We start from the raw sequence: 17,926 nt of genomic DNA on the forward strand, positions 1-17,926 counted from the left end.
CCACAAGGCGGCGATGGTCGTTGCGCGCTGTTCGACATAGGAGAGGGACACATTGCGGTTCATGGCGCCGTCGTAGACGAAGGGGGCGGTCATACCGGTCAGCCACAGCGCGCCGGTGAAGGTGGTGGGCTACCAACCACGCCGCACGCCGGCACGGAACGCTCGCGGCGCGATGCTCTTCCGCGTAGACGCGCCATCTTCGTGAGAGGCTCGTGTCAGCGACGAAGACCAGCTTCGCCGCCTCGAGGCCGAGCTGGCCCTCCACCCGTCCGACCGCCGCTTCAGGGTCGGGGCGGCCCTGCTCAAGTGCGTCCGCGGGTAGTGTGCTGAGAGTTCTGCAAATTCGCTGAGAGGGGGCGGTCATGGCAGGCTGGTGATGTTCAACGTCACCTGATTCCCGCGAAGGAACGCCACCATGACCAAGACTGAAAGTAAGACCGCCAGCGCCGCCGTCAAAGACATTCTGCTTTCGGACCCGCAAGGTCTGCACGAAGTGATCCGTGCGGTGATGCAGGAGGTGCTCGAGGCCGAGATGGACGAGGCGCTTGGTGCTTCGAAGGGCGAGCGCACACCGGATCGGCTCGGCTACCGCTCGGGTTATTATGGCCGCACTCTTGTCACCCGTGTCGGCAAGCTTGAGCTGCGGGTTCCGCAGGACCGGGCCGGCCGCTTCTCCACCGAGCTGTTCGAGCGTTACCAGCGTTCGGAGCGGGCCTTGGTGGCGACGCTTGCGGAGATGTATGTGCAGGGCGTTTCGACCCGCAAGGTCAAGGCGATCACGGAAGAGCTGTGCGGCCATGCCTTCTCGGCCTCATCGATCTCGGCCATCAACAAACGCCTGGACGAGAGCCTGAAAGCGTTTGCCGAGCGCCCGCTTCAAGAGCCGTTTGCCTATCTCATCCTCGATGCCCGCTACGAGAAGGTGCGCGAAGCCGGCATCGTCATGAGCCAGGCGGTGCTGATCGCGGTTGGCATCGACTGGGACGGCCGGCGTCAGATCCTGGCCGTGGAGATGGCCAATCGCGAGAGCCGCTCGGCCTGGAGGGACTTTCTCGTCGGCTTGAAGGCGCGCGGCCTCAAGGGCGTCGAGCTGGGGGACTGTCAGGAATTCTGTGCGCGAGGCCATGATGATGGAAAGGAGAGAATCATCACATGGCTATCGAGAAGGAACTTCTGGACCAACTGCTTGCCGGCCGCGATCCGAATGAGGTGTTTGCCAAGGACGGATTGCTCGACGACCTGAAGAAGGCGCTTTCAGAGCGGATTCTGAACGCTGAACTCGACGAGCATCTCGAGGGCGACCGCACCGACGGCAGCGCCAATCGCCGCAACGGCCATTCGAGGAAGTCGGTTCTGACGGGCACGTCGAAGATGACGCTGTCGATCCCGCGCGACCGGGCCGGAACCTTCGATCCGAAGCTGATCGCCAAATACCAGCGCCGCTTTCCCGATTTCGACGACAAGATCATTTCCATGTACGCGCGCGGCATGACGGTGCGCGAGATCCGCGGCCATCTGGAGGATCTCTACGGCATCGACGTGTCGCCGGACCTGATCTCGGCCGTCACCGACGCCGTCCTGGAGGAAGTAGCCGAGTGGCAGAACCGCCCGCTGGATGCGATCTATCCGCTCATCTTCTTCGATGCGATCCGGGTCAAGATCAGGGACGAAGGCTTCGTTCGCAACAAGGCCGTCTACATCGCGCTCGGCATCCTGCCGGACGGCACGAAGGAGATCCTCGGCATCTGGATCGAGCAGACCGAGGGCGCCAAGTTCTGGCTGCGCGTCATGAACGAACTGAAGAGCCGTGGCGTCGCCGACGTCCTGATCGCCGTCGTCGACGGCTTGAAGGGCTTCCCCGAGGCGATCAACGCCGTCTTTCCCCAGACTGTGGTCCAGACCTGCATCGTGCACCTGATCCGTCATTCCCTGGAGTTCGTGTCGTGGAAGGATCGCAAATCCGTCGTGCCGGCGCTGCGCGCGATCTACCGGGCCAAGGACGCCGAAGCCGGCATGAAGGCCCTTGAGGACTTCGAGGCCGGCTACTGGGGCCAGCGGTATCCAGCGATCACCCAGAGCTGGCGGCGCAACTGGCAACACGTGGTACCGTTCTTCGCCTTCCCCGAAAGCGTGCGCCGGATCATCTACACCACGAACGCTATCGAGGCGCTGAACTCGAAACTGCGCCGCGCCGTCCGCACCCGGGGACACTTCCCGAGTGACGATGCGGCCATGAAGCTGCTATATCTGGTGCTGAACCATGCGGCCGAGGAATGGAAACGACCGCCGCGCGAATGGTTCGAGGCCAAGACCCAGTTCGCCGTCGTCTTCGGCGAGAGGTTCGTCAGCCAATGACGAAAGCGGGCCTCGCGCACAGAATTCCTGACAGTCCCTCGAGCTGGTCGTGTCCGACGATCATGCCGGCCTGGTCGCGGCGATCGGCGAGGTGATCCCGGAAGCGGCATGGCAGCGCTGCTACGTGCACTTCCTCAGGAACGCGCTCGATCACCTGCCGCGCAAGCACGGCGACGATTGCCTGCAGGAACTCAGATGGCTTTACGACCGGCGCGATCTCACCGAGGCCAAGGCCGATCTCGCCGCATGGCTTTCCAAATGGTCGGCCCGCTACCCACAACTGACGACATGGGTGGAGGAAACTATCGAATACACGCTGACCTTCCGTCTGCCGCGCCAGCACCACAAGCACTTGAAGTCCACCAACATGCTCGAACGCCTCAACGAGGAAATCCGCCGCCGCACCTATGTCGTGCGCATCTTTCCAAACTCACAGAGCTGGCTGCGCCTGGTCAGGGCACTGGCCGTCGAAACCAACGAAAACTGGATGGAGGCCAACCGCTACATCAACATGGACGACCTGCGCCAGCACAAGAAGCTCGCTCTGCGCCAAGCCGCATGACCAGCACCAGGGCCGCCCTTTTGCAGAACTTGACGCACACAACCTCCGCGGACATTCTTGTAGGTTCAGCTCCGGCTGCGGAGCCAAGCGCCGAGCGCTGCGGCCGATCAACCGAATTTCCTCGGCAAGCCCTCCACCATCTGGTTAAGCGCGATGGCCGGGCACACCTCGATCTTCTACGATGAAGGCTTCATGCGCAATCCAGGCTGGACGGCGGAGCCTGCCTCAGCCGGACATCTCGGCGACATGGTCGGCGGGACCGGCGCCCTTCCAGGCGGTCAGGACCGGTCCCGACGCAGTCCATTGATGCCTTCGTGCATGAACCGCCCTGCCAGCGCCAGACGCGGCCCTTTGGCTTTGTCGGTCATGATGGCCGAGGTGCGCAGACCATCGCCAGTCAGAAGGGCAACCAAACATCTTCTGGGGCTTCCAGGGGCCGCGACGAGCAAGCGCTGACGGTCGCTGGCCGAAACGGTGAAGGAGATGCCATCGCGCATTCATCAGATTCGCGCCACACCGCAAAACGAAATCTCGAAATATGACTCTTTGATCCGCTAATCCACTAGGTTCCGAAGATTTTGTCGGATCGCATTCCCGATAAAAACCAGCCGCCGTTGGGCGTAGCCGATCACGGACTAGCCGCGGGTATATTTCCCCGACTCGAGGTCATCGGCGATCGATTCTGGTGAACGCTCGGAAGCCGGTCCATAGCCGCCGCCTCCGGCTGTTTCTATAACAATCGCCTCGCCTGCCGCGATGACGATGCCCGAAGGCTTACTAATAAGCCGCTTGGAAGTTCCAGTCGCCGAGACGAGGGTGAACCGACCAGGTCTCCCCTCGTCTCCTCCGAATATACCCCATGGCGCGTTGAAGAAGCGCTCTCCAAACCCGCTGAATATAGCGGAATGCGCCACCGGCTTGATTACGCGGCGCAGCCCAAGACCTCCCCGATGGCGCCCCTGCCCGCCTGAGTCCTCGGCGAACTCATAGCGCTCGACGATCAGGGGATACTCAGTCTCGATAGCCTCAATCGGCAGGTTAGATGTGTTGGTGATGTGAACCTGGACCCCGTCTTTCCCATCCTTTGTCGCGCGACCGCCGAATCCGCCTCCGAGCGTTTCAAAATAGACGTACTGCCTTTTGGTGTCGGGATCCACGCCCGCAATCACTGTCGTCGTGTTGGCTCCATTGGCGCCGCCCACGACACATTCCGGCAGAACATCCACAAACCCGCCGATCACAACGTCCACGATGCGCTGGCATGTGTTAGCGCGTGCAGCGACAGCAGCTGGGAATTCAGCGTTCAGCAAGGTGCCTGAAGGGACGAAAATCTCCACCGCGTCTATAAGTCCCTGATTGTTCGGAGCGTCGGGATCGAGCAGCGCCTTAACCGCATAAAGCACGGACGCGCGGGTCGCATTCATGGTTGTGTTAATATTCCCGAGCACTTGGGAATGGGTGCCGGTGAAATCAAACATCAATCTCGGTGCTGCCGGATCGATGGTCAGGGTAAGTTTGATTACAATGTTCTCGGTGCCGAGACCGTCATCGTCCATCACATCTTCGAAGACGTGCGTGCCGGCCGGGAGGGAGGCAATGGCATTGTCAACACGACTGCGGGTTCGCTTCATAATCTCGTCGAAGCTGACAACCACCTGGTTGCGACCAAAACGCTCCACGATTTCCTCGACACGCCTAGCCCCCAGCCGGCATGATGATATTTGGGCATAATAATCGCCGCGACGTTCCTCGGGAACACGAGCATTCAGCAGTAGCAGCTTTAGGATGTCGCCAACGAGCTCGCCCTTGGAGAACAGGCGCACCACTGGAATGCGCAGGCCCTCCTGATAGATTTCGCTCATGCCACCCGCCATGCTTCCGGGGACCATGCCGCCGATATCTGCGTGGTGCGCGATATTGCAAACAAAGCAAATCAGTTCTCCGGCGACAAAGACGGGCAGCGCGAGATTCACGTCCGGCAGATGCGATCCTCCGGCGCAATAGGGATCGTTCGCGACGAACATGTCGCCCGGTTTGATTTCGTCTATCGCATACTGATCCAGAATGCTGTCGATCAAGCCGGTCATAGACCCGAGATGAATAGCAAGCGACTTCTCGGCCTGGACGACAAGTCGGCCTCGTACGTCGATGACCGCGGACGAATGGTCATGACGCTCCTTAATGTTGGTCGAGTAGGCGCTCTTCATCAACGAGATGAACATCTCGTCGGCGACTGAACGAAGCGCATTGTTTATGATCTCGAGCGAGATCAGGTCCACCTTGCCAATCTTCACGACGCCACCTCGATGATGATGTTGAGGGCCATGTCAACGTTTGCGGCGTCCCCGGGATGCACGATAGTGGTCGAGTCGAACTGGCTGATGATCGCCGGTCCAGCAATAATGGCGCAGGGTTTCAGCGTATCGCGGTCGTAGATCTTTGTGGTGCTCGGTCCGGCATCGGAAAACCATACCAGCCGTTCGTCAATAGGGTCTGGAGCGTGGGGGCCTTCCGCGATCGGGACCAGGGGCTCCACGAAGTTCGTCTCGACTCTGGTCGTTACCCTGAAGTTCACGATCTCGATCTGCTCTTCCAGATTCGCGAAGCCGTAGGCCCGCTCGTGCTCCCTCATGAAGTCCTGCCGAAGGCGGTCCGCAGTGAACGTTTCCAGATCTTGGATGTCCACGGGAATCTCGAAATTCTGCCCGACGCAACGCATGTCAAATACAATCTTCGTCCTCCGCATTTCCGTCTTGACGTCCTCGGACTCATACCATTTGTCCGCATCTTCGAGAACGGATCGGGTGAGATTCAAGATGTCGGCGAACGTTGATGCCGAGACCTTAATGGGTGCCGTCTTCACGAGGCCTTCCGTGAGGTCAGAATAGATGAGCCCGGCGGCGCACAAAATGCCGGGCGCGTGGGGCACAATGACCTTCCGGATGCCGAGCGCCTTAGCAATATCCGCAGCGTGCAGCGGGCCGGCTCCGCCAAACGGAAGCAACGCGAATTCCCGCGGATCGTGACCACGCTCCACCGAAACGGAGCGTACGGCACGTACCATGTTAGCGCAGACAATATTCAACATGCCCAACGCGGCGGCCTCGAGCGAGAGCTTTAGCTTTACCGCGATGGGCTCAATGGCCCGGCGCGCATTCTGGATGTCGAGCGTCATAGCGCCGTTGAGCAAACCGTGCGATGAAAGCCGTCCGAGCACGAGGTTCGCATCCGTCACAGTGGCAGCGATTCCACCCAAGCCGTAACAGGCTGGTCCTGGGTGGGCACCGGCGCTTTCGGGCCCAACTTTGAGTAAGCCGTCCCGATCAAACCAGGCAATCGAACCACCGCCCGCCCCTACTGCGTTGATATCGATCGCCGGCAGGCGGATTGGAAAGCCCTCAATCGAACGGTCGTACGCCAAATCGAACTGGTAGTTCCGAACCAGGGCGACGTCCGCGCTCGTTCCGCCCATATCGAGGGTTATGACATCTGGAATGCCCGACTTACGCGCCATTCGTGTCGCGCCGACGATGCCGGCAGCCGGGCCTGATAGGGCGGTCCTGATCGGGAATCGGCGCGCCCGGTCCAGCGACATCAGCCCCCCACTCGACTGGCTGATGTTTACCTCGATAGGCCCGATCCGCTCACGCACTTGCCTTTCTAGTTCACCGAGGTAGCTGTTCATGACCGGCTGCAGATAGGCGTTTAGAACCGTAGTAGAAATACGTTCATATTCCCGGAATTCGGGATGCACCTCCGACGAGACAGAAAAGGGAATCCTGGGAAAGCGCGCTCGCAGCTCAGCAGCCAACCGTTTTTCGTGATCTGTGTTCTTGAATGAGAAGAGAAATCCTATTGCGCATGCCGTAACAGAAGACACCTCCAGCAGGGCGGCCACCCGGTCTATCTCCTCAGAAGTCAAATCAACCATAATTTCGCCGCTTGCGGACACCCGCTCCTTGACCTCAATGCGGTTTTTTCTATCCACAACAGGCCTCGGGAAATCCGCCTGAAGATCATAGATCCTCGGCCGCACCTGTCGACCGATCTCGATGAGATCCTTGAACCCGTCAGTAGTAAGCAAAGCGACCGCAGCACCCTTGCGCTGGATTAGGGTGTTGGTGGCTACAGTCGTTCCGTGACAAAGCCGGTTGATCGCTTCCTGGGGCACACCGCGCTCCGTCGCAAGTTCCGCTAGCCCGTTGATGATTGCCGTCGCGGGAGTCTCCGGCGTCGACGGCCTCTTAAACGATACGGACATGCCGGTCTTCGCGTTGACAGCGAAGAAGTCTGTGAATGTACCCCCAACGTCAACGCCGACATTCCACATTTTAGCTATCCCCATTATGATACACTGTGTATAATAACCGGCGACAGCGGTCAACGGATTGTTTAAGAAGTGCAGCGCAAAACTTTTGAGCTAGCTTCGCTGGTCGATGCGACCTCCGACTTTTTCTCGCGTGGCGATTCTGATAACGCAGCTTTTGCCTGATTTCGCAGCTCTCCAACGGTGGCCTGATGGAAACGAAGAGAAATGGACGGGGAAGGCCTAAAGGGGAAGGTAGCGCCGCGGTATATCAGAGCCTGCGAAGCAGGATTCTCAATGCCGAGCTCCGGCCTGGAGCCGATCTGAACGAACCGGACCTGGTGGAAGAATACGGGGTGTCACGCACACCTGTGCGTGAGGCGCTAATCAAATTGGCCTCCGATGCCCTAGTCGAAATAGTGCCCAATCGGGGCGCTCGGATAGCGCCGATTGACGTCACCGAAATCCCGGCGCTGTTCGAGGCGCTTGAACTCGCAGAGCGCGCTATCAATCGCTTCTGTGCGCTCCGACGCACGTCTGCGCAACTCACTCAGATAGAGCAGTCGAACCAAGCTTTCGAACGAGCTTCTATCGAGCAAGACTATGGACGGATGGCCGATGAAAATCTTCGGTTCCACGGAGCTATAGCCGCAAGCTGCGGCAACCGCTATATCGGCGACCACTATGTCACGTTGGCCAATATGGCCATGAGGCTAAGCCGGCTCGGTTTCGAGAACACCGAGGGTCGAAAGGTGAATGATCAATACTACGACACGGTGAGGCACCATCACCGCGACATCATAGAAGCGATCCGCGCCGGCAACGCGGACGCCGCGGATGAACTTGCCAGACTGCATCAGAACCTGTTCCGGCAGCGACTCATGCTGTACCTACGCCGAAACAATGCTTCCGACGTCTCTATAAAATGACAGTCCGGAACGCGCTTCCCAGCTGGGAGCGCACCTTGCGCCGCGAGTAGCCAGCGTCATCCTGCGCCTTATTCCGATCGGATTTCCGACCCAGCCGGCTAACCAGATCGGTAGCGGCGGATCCTCGCCTGAATCGCCAAAGCGGGAGAGACGGCCTGCTCAGCAGCAAGCATGGCGTCGCGTTCGGCCTCTACCACCTTGATCTGGTCGATCAGCAGCTCGGGCCGGTCGCGGCGCAACGGCTCCCTAGGCACTAGTTGCCGGATTGTCTGATTGAGCCCGCCGTCAATTCGAACCCGGCGTCAGCTTTTTGATAAGGTCTTGGCTTGACCCCAGGAATACGGGGGCTGTGAAATCCGAAATCTCGCCATAACGTTCCGCTATGATGTCAGGATCAGGATCGGCAGCAGGATCGACGTAGATCCCACGGCTCTCTAGAACGCGGGCAACCGCGAAATGTCCTCCCCCGGAGCTAAGAATCTGCCCCGTCAGGGTACAGCTGTCGCTGCTGAGATAGGTAACCGCCGCCGAAACGAACTCTGGCTTCAACACGGCGGCCATTTCGCCCGAGAGCATCTCAGCCGTCATCTGCGTTGCGGCGGTCGGCGATACTGTGTTGACCAAAATGCCGTGACGAAGCCCCTCCAACTTGAGCACATTCATCAGGCCGATGAGCCCCATCTTCGCCGCTCCATAGTTCGACTGGCCGAAATTCCCGTATAGCCCCGCCCCCGATGTGGTCATCACCACACGCCCGTAGCCCTGTTCTTTCATGTGCGGCCAAGCGGCCTTCGTGCAGTAGGCGGATCCAAGCAGATGAACACGGATAACCAGGTCGAATTCGCTCATATCCAACTTGAGGAAAGTTCGGTCGCCAAGGTTGCCGGCGTTGTTGACCAAGATGTCGATCCGACCGAACTTTTCAATAGCGGTAGCGATGATCACCTGAGCTTGCGTCACGTCGCCCACGTTGCTGGAATCGGCTGCCGCCTCGCCCCCGCTGCGGACGATCTCTGCAGCAACCCTTGCCGCGGCCTCGCCGTCGCCAGCTAGGTCGTTTACGACGACCTTGGCGCCGCGTTTCGCAAGCATCAGGGCGTGCGCACGCCCCAGGCCGTTACCGGCACCCGTAACGACGGCAACCCGCCCAGTGAGATCAATCTTTTTCATGACTTTCCGCCCCCTGACACTCTCTGCGGTAAGCTAATTCCTGTGTCGGCGAAGCAGGGACGAAAGCCGGCACGCACGGCCCATCCTCAGCACGCGGGAACACCGCCTTTACTCTTTGGTCGATGTGAACTCCGTTCGGATCGCAGCCGACAATATTGGTAAGCAGGATTACCCCTTCATCGAGCCTTACATAGGCGACGACGCGCGGCGGTGTTTCCCGCCGTATGACAGTATAGGAATAAATCTCTCCCTCTCCTGGCGATTCCCTCCACTCCGTGTCGACGCTGAAACAGAACGGGCAATGCGCGCGAGGATAGACGTGGACCTTGTTGCAACTGTTACAGAATTTCACGAGCAGCCTGTCCGTCGCAGTGGCGTCCCAGAAAGCCTCAGTCTCTGGACTGACCGGTGGGACAGGCGTCAAAGGGGTCAATGTCTGCACATCCATCGCTATACCCTTTCCAGGATTACTGTCGCGCTGCCATGTCGGCTGGCCAACCACCCACCGGTTCCGTGAGCAAGCGCCAGATCACAGTTCCTGACCTGCACCGCGGGATGAGCCTCTTCGCGAAGCTGACGCACGGCCTCCAATATCTTGGTCATGCCGCCGCGATTGCCGGGATGGTTGCTGCACAGCCCTCCGCCGTCGGTATTGATGGGCAGCTTCCCTACACCGGAAATCAGCTTGCCGTCCGAAACAAAGGCACCACCCTGGCCTCGTTTGCAGAACCCGAGATCTTCCAGCTGTATGAGGACCGTTATGGTGAAGCTGTCGTAAAGCGACGCATACTTTATGTCCGAAGGCTTCAGGCCAGCTTCGGCAAATGCAGTCGCACCCGACACGACTGCGCCCGATGATGTTATGTCGGCGGTGCCTCCCCGCAGGTCGCGGATCGCCTCGCCTGCTCCACGAAGCCTTACGCGTGGTCGCTTGAGCTGCCTCGCGATCTCCTGACTAACCACGACGAACGCACCTCCGCCGTCGCTGACAACGCAGCAGTCGAGCCTGTGCAAGGGATCGGCAATCATAACCGATCCGAGAACCTGCTCCACGGTGACTACGTCTCGCAACATCGCATGTGGGTTGTGCTGCGCATGGTGGGAAGCAGCTACCTTTATCCAGGCGAGCTGCTCCGCAGTGGTGTCGAATTCATACATGTGCCGCATGGCGCTCATAGCATACTGGTCGACGACACCATGCGCGTAGGGCAACTCGAAAGCCAACTCGGGAACGGCCCAGTTTGGCTGCGTATCTAGCCCTCGCCCACCGGTGCGCGGTTTGCCGGCCATCGTCACAAGAGCGACATTGCACTTGCCAGTAGCGATTGCCTGGGCGGCATGCGATAGATGAACCATGGGCGCAGATCCGCCCACATCCGTACTGTCGTAGTGACGGACCTCTATGCCGAGATATTCGATGATCGACAGCGGACCGAAGCCTGGGGCGTCTGTGTCGCAGTAGAAAGCGTCAACATCCGATAGCGATAACCCAGCATCTGCTACCGCCCCCTGCGCGATTTCGAAGTAAAGCTGCCCCAGGGACTTGTCTACAGCCTTCCTCGTGGGGTGCTCGTATATCCCTGCAATATAGACACTTTGTGCAACAGAACCCATTACTTTTCCGAATCTCGATCGATTTGCCCTGCCGAGAGAAATTCAACACGAATGTCATTCTTCAGCAATTTGCCAAGCGCATTCCGAGGAAAGGACGACCAATGGTGAACGCTCTGTAGGCGCTGGTGCTTTCCTAGCCGACCATTTACCCAGTCAAGAAGCTCCCCCATCTCAATTTTTCCGGACTGATTCACGCGCACGAGACCAGCCGGCGTTTCCCCCCATTTGGGGTCAGGGATGCCGATTACCGCCACTTCTTCGACAGCCGGATGCTCTAGAATTACGGCCTCGATGTCGGCCGGGTAGACATTGAACCCGCCGGAGATGATCATGTCCTTCTTCCGGCCGCGGATGAACACAAAACCTTCCTCATCCTTGCTTCCGAGATCGCCGGTCCTGAGGAACGTCCGGCCATCGCTTTTCCTCCAAACAAGCTCTGCTGTGTCTTCCGGTCGTCCGTAATATCCCTCCATCATGAAGGGCACACGAGCCACTATCTCGCCGATGACGTCTGGTTCGACCTCAACATCATCATTGTCGATTATGTACACTTCGCATCCGAGAAGCGCGCGCCCAACTGAGCCTGGCTTTTTGTCATGATCCATGGGCCTACAAAGAGTTGCCGAGCCTTCGCTAGAGCCGTAACATTCGAAGAAGTTCGACGTCATGCGCCTACGAATCTCGGACTTGGTGCGTGCGGCCAATGCAGAGCCGACAGAAAGCACTGCGCGGAGACTTGAACAGTCCGCTTTGTCGAGGGCAGACTCTTGAACAACGGCATCGAGTTGGGTGGGCACAAGCTGCGCATGGGTGACCCGATGCTTCTCGACGAGCGCCAGGAAGCCCGGTGCTGAAAACTTGGGAGTCACTACAATTGTTCCACCCACGAAGAGAGCGCTGAGCATGTTAAGCCAAGTTGCGGCTGCCGAAACGGGGGTCGCAAGGAGTGCTATGCTATCTGACCGAAAACCCATTTCGGCGCCGAAGAGTATCGCGCTCCATTGCAGCGCATTGAAGGACTTGACTATGGCCTTGGGCCTCCCGGTCGTGCCCGAAGAGTACCAAAGAACCATTCGGCTCGTCGGATCGACAGGGGGAAGCGGGTCCGTTGGGCACCCGTTGACAAAGCTCTTGAGGGACTTCCAGCCCGCCCGCTCGAAGCCGACGCTGATCCAATTACCGGACGGAATACGCGGCAGTGCCTCCCTACTGGAATCAACTCGAGCAGCGTAGTCCGTGGAGACGAAAAGTATATCCACCTCTGCGTCCTTGATTAACGTGACCACTTGCTGATCTGAAAGGAAGCCATTGATGGGCACATAGCAGGCACCTGCTTTGGCCACACCGAAGACCAGCAAAATGCTTTCGATAGAGTTCACCGCGAGCACGCCAACGTTGCTGCCGATTCCAAATCCAGCCTGCCGCAGCGCATGTGCAATACGCGAAGTCTCGTGGTCGAACCGTTGCCAGTCGAGCGTCGTTGTCCCTTCGATCAGCGCAACTTGGTGAGGATGGTTAGCAGCGTGCACCGAGATCAACGCTGGCAAGGTTACCTGCGGAGCATCAAGCATTCTCAATTCCCTGTATTCGGGTGGAGCTTTCCAGTGATAGGATGCAATTATAATACTAGGTGTATTAATTCAGACCGCTGCCCTTTTGTCAACATCTCTTCTCGCCATAGGCGGCGCCCGCGCCTTGGCGCAGATCATGCGCACCGGCTGGTATCGGCAGGTGCATGTGAAGAGCCAGCAGTGTCGGCTCTGGCGATCCCTCCTCCTCGCACGACGCACGGTCCTCAATGAAATGCGGACCGTCAAGAACGTCGTCAGGGCGATTCTGCGGGAGGTCGGCATCAAGCTCGGCACTCCAGGCCGCGCAGCCTTCGCCCATCGCGTGCGCGAACTTGGCGCAGATACGGTCATCATGGCGCTTGTCGAGCCGCTTCTGGCGATCGTGGCAACGATGTTGCGCGAGTTCGTGCGGCTGACAAAGCAGGTCCTCAATATCGCCCGCAAGGAGCAAGTCTGCCGGCGCCTCATGTCCGTGCCCGGGATGTCGGAGCGCATTTGGGTCTGACCCCGGCGCGCTATCAATCTGGCGAGACGGACATTCAGGGCAAGGTAAGCCGATGCGGTGACGAGCTCGCCCATGAAGCGACTCATTCGCTGCTTGTGCTCAGCAAGAAATGGTCGAGCCTCAGAGCGTGGGGTATGAAAGTCGCCAAGCGGCGCGGTACGGCCCGAGCTCGAGTTGCTGTTGCCCCCCAAGCTCGCTGTCATCCTGCATCGCATGTGGAGCGATGCGACAGAATTCCGCTTTGGCAAGGCACCCCGCTCCGTATAGGCCATGAATAGGCACAACGGACCAACGAAGGAGGAGTTGATACCGAAAGGGCGTGAGCCGGATCGTTCTCGTGGGGAGGATGGGCAAGGCGATCTCGTTAGCAGGCACGATCCTGGGACGAACTCTCCTAAGGTCGTTCAACAGATTGAGACGCCTCGCTCTACTGACCCCATCATGCGGCGGCCTAACGTCGACCGCGAAGAGAAGCGAGTGACCCGCGGGGCGACATGGTCCGGAAAATTATCAGCAGGAGCTTAACCTCAACGACCCCAATCAAAGAATCCTGGTAGATCGAGATCGGCGTCCTGCTCAGTCAGTGCCTTCGTGTCGCGCCGGCGGCAGCGAAAGCGTTGCAACAGATCCTTCAACTAAGTTTATAGAGTCTTTGCAACCGCAGATATCTGCCTGTGATACCTTCGCCACAAAGGCTGAAATCAGGCGCGGCTGCAAAGCTCGACGAGAGATGGCCTCCTCGGGCTTGTTCATACCGATGCCGATTTACGTTCAGAGCGCACCAGCATGCAACGGAGGATCGACGGCAATGGCAAGAAAATCACTCGTCCTGCTTGAAGGTCATGGGAGTATTGGTTTGCTGTACGTGAACGCGGCTCGGCGACTTGATCTTCATCCAATTACGCTGTCGGCTGATCCAACTCAGTACGACTATCTTGCGGCCGAAGGCATTGATGCAATCCAAGTCGACACTAACAACCTTGATGAGCTGATCCGAGAATGTTCCCGGTTGGGTGCGACCCTTGACATTGCTGGCATTACTGGCTTTTCGGGCGCGGACGAGTCAATTTATGCGACGGTCGGCAAGCTCTGCCGGCATTTCGATTTACCGGGACCGAACCCTGCATCGATTGAGCAATGCTGCGACAAATTCAGTCAACGTCAACTCCTCGCGGAAGCCGGCGTTCCAGTACCCGCTTATCGGTTGGCATCGAATGCGGCGGAGGTAGAAAGCTGTGCCGCGGAGATCGGCCTGCCCGTGGTTCTTAAGCCAACCCTAGGCAGTGGCAGCAGCGGTGTCCGATTGTGCCGCAATGTCGATGAGCTGGCCGAACATGCGACCTATCTATTGGATGGGCAGCACGCATGGCGGTCTTCGCCAAGGATATTGGTCGAAGAATTCGCACAAGGCCCATATTGTAGCGCTCATATAATGGGAAATAAGGTCATTGCGATTGACGCCGCTGACTTCGACCGCCCACCGTATTTCGTCTTCCGTCATTTCACCTGCCCCGCTCCGCTAACTGACGACGAGCGTAAGCGTATATGCGATGTATCGCTGGCCTGTTTGCCAGCTCTCGGCCTTGGCTGGGGGCCAATGTGTGTTGAACTCCGGCGGACGAAGCGTGGTCCAGTGGTGATCGAAGTCAATCCGCGTATTCCGGGTGGAACCAGTCCTCGGCTGGTTCAGGCGGCCTGCGGTGTTGATCTCATCGCCGAGCACATCAAGCTTGTCATTGGCAACGAATGGGACTTGCGCAGAAGGCATTCGCACATTGCGGCCGCGCAGTGCCTAAACGCTGATCGCGATGGCATCCTCGATTGGATCGATGGCGACAGTCGCGCAGCCGCTATGCCAGGTGTGACCGAGGTTAAATTGTACATCAAACCCAAGGCGCCGATCGTCAGGAAGGGCGACTATCGAGACCGCATCGGACATGTCATCGCCGCTTCACCCAACCGTGCCCGGACCGAGGCTATACTTCAGCAAGCCATCGACTTAATTAGTTGGTCGATCACACCATTTCCGTCGGTTGGCGGCCAGGGACAATCTGACGCGCACCAGTCCTCCGCACAAACCCAGGCAGCGCCAAAATGAGAGATGATCGCCGCTGGAATTGTCACACTGAGAGCACGAGTGAAATAGAGTCTGTTGCAAGTAGCCGAACTACCGTGGGCCGTAGGATTCGCACGCTGCGAATCAGGCGGCGCGAATAGCGAATTGCTCCGCGCGAGGTCGGTTCGGATCGAAGGACTCCCCGACTTATTGCTTGAGCGCCGCACGCATAATGCTATTTCCTTGGAGATTAGCGCCGGCACCTGGCAAGAACCGAAGCCAAGCGTTGCTCGAAATCGGAGCTTAATGGCGCTCCTACTCAGTGCGAGCAATTCCGATACTGACACCGGCGGTTCCAATCATCTTCAGCTCGGGCCGTACGGGTGGAACCCGCTCTCATCACCGCGACGGATATTTATATCCGCATCCGCCTCTCGCAGCTCTCGGCTATGTCTTGGGCCGCTGCGAGGCCCGCGTGGCACTTTTGCTGGAACTCCTACCATAACTGGTTCGAGATCGCCCGTCACGCGGCAGCAATTGGGGTGCATTCGCTGGAAACGCCAGTGGACCGTATCCTCAGCAAAACCGCGACACAAGATTCTCATCCAGTTGTCGCGACCCTGCCTGATTGTCGCACTACACTCGGCAATTCAGTAAGCGCAGGCAGAGGTCTCGCTTTTAAAATGCCTATGCGTTGGCGGAGGGTGGAAATGACAAAACGAATTGCAGTCGGGCGGCTATTTCATGAATCACATGGCTACGCGCGGCCGACGATATCGGAAAGCATCACGGTCGTGCGCGGTGATAGATTGATTCGGGAAGCACGGGGAAACGGCACAACGTTTGGCGGCATCGTAGACGCGTTGACAGAGCGGTGTGACATTGAACTCTTGCCCATCTCGGATTCGATGATCGCGCCGAGCGGTCTGATCGATCATGGTTTTTACCTTGATCAACGCCGTTTTTGGGAAGAGCAGGTTAAAGGCTTAAGACCTCACGCGCTTATCATCGATCTCCACGGAGCAATGGGAACAACGGAGCTCGACGACGTCGAAGGTGACTTCCTCGACCATCTGCGAACCGTTGCAGGAGAGAGCGTTGTGATTGGCATAGGGTTGGACCTCCATGCGAACATCACGCCGAGCATGTTATCAGCCGGGGACATTTGCATCGCCTGTAAACAAAACCCGCACAACGACTACTACGACACCGGCAAACGTGTCGTCGAGTTGGTTCTTGAGGTGCTTGCTGGCAGGCTCCATCCAGTTTACACACTCGCCAAGGCACGCATGATCGCGCCGGGCAAGCTCGAGACGCATTTGGACCCACTAAAGCAACTGCACGCGCGCGCTCGAGTGTTGGAGCAGTCAACGCCGGCGATAGTTGATATCAGCCTTTACAACGCCTATCGCTTCGGTGACTTCACGGATATGGGCCAAGCGGCGGTCTTGCTGAGCAATGGACGCTATCCCCAAGCGGAAGAAATCGTCTACAACTTTGCCCAAGAATTTTGGGAGCGGCGCGACGATTTCAACGATGATCTTCTGACCATCGAGGAGGCTCTCGATGCGGCGGCCGAAAGGCCGGAGCGGTTACCCAAAGCGCTTGCCGACCTCGGAGATCGGACGCTTGCCGGCGCGCCAGGCGACAGTACTTTGATCCTTCAGGCCGCAATGAACTACAAGCGCCCCCTCAAAGGCGCGATGACTGTGCACGATCCCGAAACCGTTGCGCAGGCGCATGCCGCTAGCGTGGGAGCCACCCTCGCGATGCGGCTCGGCGGCAAGCTGACTCCGCAATTTGAGCCGTTTGATGTTGTGGGCGTCGTGAAAGTCATCAATCGCAAAGACGTCAAGCTTATCGGCCCCAATTTTGGCGGCGAGTCAGCAGCGATGGGCGATACGGCTCTTATTGAGATCGACAACCGCTTTCAGGTTATCGCTACATCGAAACCTGGCTTCATCAGTGATCCCAATGTATTTGAATCGCACGGCATCCACGTTAGGAACCAGGATTTTGTGGTACTCAAGTCTCAGTATCACTTCAATGCCAATTTCAACGGCCTGGCGACTTCTTTGTACCTTGCAAGCCCCGGCCTCGCATATTATTTACCGGGTGTTTTCGAAAAGAAGCGGGCGCGCGTATGGCCTGACGTCGACGTCGACGCTGATCCGATCATTCCATCGCAGGTGTTTGCTCGACAAGGACGTCTCAACTATAGATTGGAGGCACATTCAGATCCAAGCTGAATGGATTGCCTCGCGGTCGAGTAGATAGGGGCGTACGTCGTGTGGCGGTTTACGGAATGATTGCCTTGATCACTCGTCTACACTGAGCGATGCGGTTTTGCTCGAGACGCGGCACGTGAAGGCGGCGCTCTCGGCGATGACGGTAAAGACCGACCGGATAGATGCACGCGGGATCGCCCAACTGCCGCGGATGAGATGGTACCGCCCGGTTCATGCCAAATCGGTGACTTGCAAGGATAGCCGACCCCTTCTTGTTGGACGCAAGCTTCTGCAAGGCAAGCTTCTCGACGTTGAACTGAGCATCCGCGGGATCTTGCGCGGCTATGGGCTAAAGGTTGGAGAGGTCGGTCGTGGAAAGTTTGAGGCGCGCATCCGGGATCTGACAGCAGGGCACGTCACCTTGGAGACGGTGATTGGTGCGATGCTGACGGCGCGGACGGCGTTGTGGTGCGAGTACACCAAGCTCCTGTCGTGTTGCTTCACGTAATTTTGTTACTGTTTGCCTCATCGAGAATGTTACCCGCTCGCCCGGCATGGGATTCAGAGTAGCATATGGCGCTAGGCTACTGGCCTCGCCGATGAGCCGCTGCACTGCTAGTTGTCGCCATG

The 17,926-nt window shown here is 58.4% G+C and carries 12 protein-coding genes and 5 pseudogenes; 8 read left to right on the plus strand and 9 right to left on the minus strand.

Annotation, left to right across the window (positions count from 1 at the left end):
* Positions 1-325: pseudogene (locus tag MESCI2_RS1000000138960) on the minus strand (IS630 family transposase); the annotation flags it as partial.
* 90 nt (positions 326-415) lie between these two features.
* Here MESCI2_RS1000000138960 and MESCI2_RS01000000135310 point away from each other — a divergent pair.
* The 3 genes and pseudogenes from MESCI2_RS01000000135310 to MESCI2_RS01000000135315 all read left to right on the plus strand — a co-directional run.
* Positions 416-1,093: pseudogene (locus MESCI2_RS01000000135310) on the plus strand (IS256 family transposase); the annotation flags it as partial.
* 59 nt (positions 1,094-1,152) lie between these two features.
* Entirely contained in the window at positions 1,153-2,355 is a 1,203-nt protein-coding gene (locus MESCI2_RS0124065; RefSeq protein WP_027038769.1) for an IS256 family transposase, read from the plus strand.
* Between the two features lie 31 nt (positions 2,356-2,386).
* Positions 2,387-2,917: pseudogene (locus MESCI2_RS01000000135315) on the plus strand (IS256 family transposase); the annotation flags it as partial.
* Between the two features lie 278 nt (positions 2,918-3,195).
* Here MESCI2_RS01000000135315 and MESCI2_RS0124075 read toward each other — a convergent pair.
* The 3 genes from MESCI2_RS0124075 to MESCI2_RS0124085 all read right to left on the minus strand — a co-directional run bounded on the left by MESCI2_RS0124075 (position 3,196) and on the right by MESCI2_RS0124085 (position 7,247).
* Positions 3,196-3,414 carry a hypothetical protein gene (locus tag MESCI2_RS0124075; protein WP_027038770.1) on the minus strand — a complete coding sequence of 73 codons (219 nt, stop codon included), beginning with the start codon at positions 3,412-3,414 and terminating at the stop codon, positions 3,196-3,198.
* A gap of 138 nt (positions 3,415-3,552) precedes the next feature.
* Positions 3,553-5,211, minus strand: coding sequence for a hydantoinase B/oxoprolinase family protein (locus MESCI2_RS01000000135320; protein WP_050596658.1), 1,659 nt, complete (start codon positions 5,209-5,211; stop codon positions 3,553-3,555).
* Entirely contained in the window at positions 5,208-7,247 is a 2,040-nt protein-coding gene (locus tag MESCI2_RS0124085) for a hydantoinase/oxoprolinase family protein (RefSeq protein ID WP_197031593.1), read from the minus strand. The genes MESCI2_RS01000000135320 and MESCI2_RS0124085 overlap by 4 nt, the downstream gene beginning before the upstream one ends.
* Before the next feature lie 188 nt (positions 7,248-7,435).
* Here MESCI2_RS0124085 and MESCI2_RS01000000135325 point away from each other — a divergent pair, with 188 nt between their 5' ends.
* Entirely contained in the window at positions 7,436-8,152 is a 717-nt protein-coding gene (locus tag MESCI2_RS01000000135325) for a GntR family transcriptional regulator (RefSeq protein ID WP_050596659.1), read from the plus strand.
* 98 nt (positions 8,153-8,250) lie between these two features.
* On the opposite strand, the gene MESCI2_RS1000000138080 is transcribed toward MESCI2_RS01000000135325, so the two are convergent.
* From MESCI2_RS1000000138080 to MESCI2_RS01000000135330, 5 genes are read right to left on the minus strand one after another with little or no spacing between them, the layout of a single operon-like run.
* Entirely contained in the window at positions 8,251-8,391 is a 141-nt protein-coding gene (locus MESCI2_RS1000000138080; RefSeq protein ID WP_155936660.1) for a hypothetical protein, read from the minus strand.
* Positions 8,392-8,437: 46 nt separating this feature from the next.
* Positions 8,438-9,322 carry an SDR family NAD(P)-dependent oxidoreductase gene (locus tag MESCI2_RS0124100; RefSeq protein WP_027038772.1) on the minus strand — a complete coding sequence of 295 codons (885 nt, stop codon included), beginning with the start codon at positions 9,320-9,322 and terminating at the stop codon, positions 8,438-8,440.
* Positions 9,309-9,770, minus strand: coding sequence for a Zn-ribbon domain-containing OB-fold protein (locus MESCI2_RS1000000137300; RefSeq protein ID WP_081738874.1), 462 nt, complete (start codon positions 9,768-9,770; stop codon positions 9,309-9,311). The genes MESCI2_RS0124100 and MESCI2_RS1000000137300 overlap by 14 nt, the downstream gene beginning before the upstream one ends.
* 2 nt (positions 9,771-9,772) lie before the next feature.
* Entirely contained in the window at positions 9,773-10,936 is a 1,164-nt protein-coding gene (locus MESCI2_RS0124105; RefSeq protein WP_027038773.1) for a thiolase domain-containing protein, read from the minus strand.
* On the minus strand, positions 10,936-12,507 hold the full coding sequence (locus tag MESCI2_RS01000000135330) for a class I adenylate-forming enzyme family protein (protein WP_050596660.1): 1,572 nt from the start codon (positions 12,505-12,507) through the stop codon (positions 10,936-10,938). The genes MESCI2_RS0124105 and MESCI2_RS01000000135330 overlap by 1 nt, the downstream gene beginning before the upstream one ends.
* Before the next feature lie 115 nt (positions 12,508-12,622).
* On the opposite strand from MESCI2_RS01000000135330, the pseudogene MESCI2_RS1000000137305 reads away from it, so the two are divergent.
* The 4 genes and pseudogenes from MESCI2_RS1000000137305 to MESCI2_RS01000000135345 form a co-directional block, all read left to right on the plus strand.
* A pseudogene (locus MESCI2_RS1000000137305) lies at positions 12,623-13,279 on the plus strand (IS110 family transposase); the annotation flags it as partial.
* Positions 13,280-13,820: 541 nt separating this feature from the next.
* On the plus strand, positions 13,821-15,110 hold the full coding sequence (locus tag MESCI2_RS01000000135340) for an ATP-grasp domain-containing protein (protein WP_050596662.1): 1,290 nt from the start codon (positions 13,821-13,823) through the stop codon (positions 15,108-15,110).
* Between the two features lie 668 nt (positions 15,111-15,778).
* Positions 15,779-17,317, plus strand: a complete 1,539-nt coding sequence (locus MESCI2_RS0124125; protein ID WP_027038775.1) for a M81 family metallopeptidase — start codon at positions 15,779-15,781, stop codon at positions 17,315-17,317.
* Positions 17,318-17,408: 91 nt separating this feature from the next.
* Positions 17,409-17,783: pseudogene (locus MESCI2_RS01000000135345) on the plus strand (IS110 family transposase); the annotation flags it as partial.
* Positions 17,784-17,926: the final 143 nt, after the last annotated feature.

The organism is Mesorhizobium ciceri WSM4083 (assembly GCF_000519305.1).
GTDB classification, from domain to species: domain Bacteria; phylum Pseudomonadota; class Alphaproteobacteria; order Rhizobiales; family Rhizobiaceae; genus Mesorhizobium; species Mesorhizobium ciceri_B.

What these genes read in the sequence shown, in the direction of transcription:
- MESCI2_RS01000000135340 (WP_050596662.1), top strand. Translation starts at nt 13,821, where the DNA reads ATGGCAAGAAAATCACTCGTCCTGCTTGAAGGTCATGGGAGTATTGGT.
- MESCI2_RS0124075 (WP_027038770.1), bottom strand. Translation starts at nt 3,414, where the DNA reads ATGCGCGATGGCATCTCCTTCACCGTTTCGGCCAGCGACCGTCAGCGC.
- MESCI2_RS01000000135325 (WP_050596659.1), top strand. Translation starts at nt 7,436, where the DNA reads ATGGAAACGAAGAGAAATGGACGGGGAAGGCCTAAAGGGGAAGGTAGC.
- MESCI2_RS0124105 (WP_027038773.1), bottom strand. Translation starts at nt 10,936, where the DNA reads ATGGGTTCTGTTGCACAAAGTGTCTATATTGCAGGGATATACGAGCAC.
- MESCI2_RS01000000135330 (WP_050596660.1), bottom strand. Translation starts at nt 12,507, where the DNA reads ATGCTTGATGCTCCGCAGGTAACCTTGCCAGCGTTGATCTCGGTGCAC.
- MESCI2_RS1000000137300 (WP_081738874.1), bottom strand. Translation starts at nt 9,770, where the DNA reads ATGGATGTGCAGACATTGACCCCTTTGACGCCTGTCCCACCGGTCAGT.
- MESCI2_RS0124125 (WP_027038775.1), top strand. Translation starts at nt 15,779, where the DNA reads ATGACAAAACGAATTGCAGTCGGGCGGCTATTTCATGAATCACATGGC.
- MESCI2_RS0124065 (WP_027038769.1), top strand. Translation starts at nt 1,153, where the DNA reads ATGGCTATCGAGAAGGAACTTCTGGACCAACTGCTTGCCGGCCGCGAT.
- MESCI2_RS0124085 (WP_197031593.1), bottom strand. Translation starts at nt 7,247, where the DNA reads ATGTGGAATGTCGGCGTTGACGTTGGGGGTACATTCACAGACTTCTTC.
- MESCI2_RS0124100 (WP_027038772.1), bottom strand. Translation starts at nt 9,322, where the DNA reads ATGAAAAAGATTGATCTCACTGGGCGGGTTGCCGTCGTTACGGGTGCC.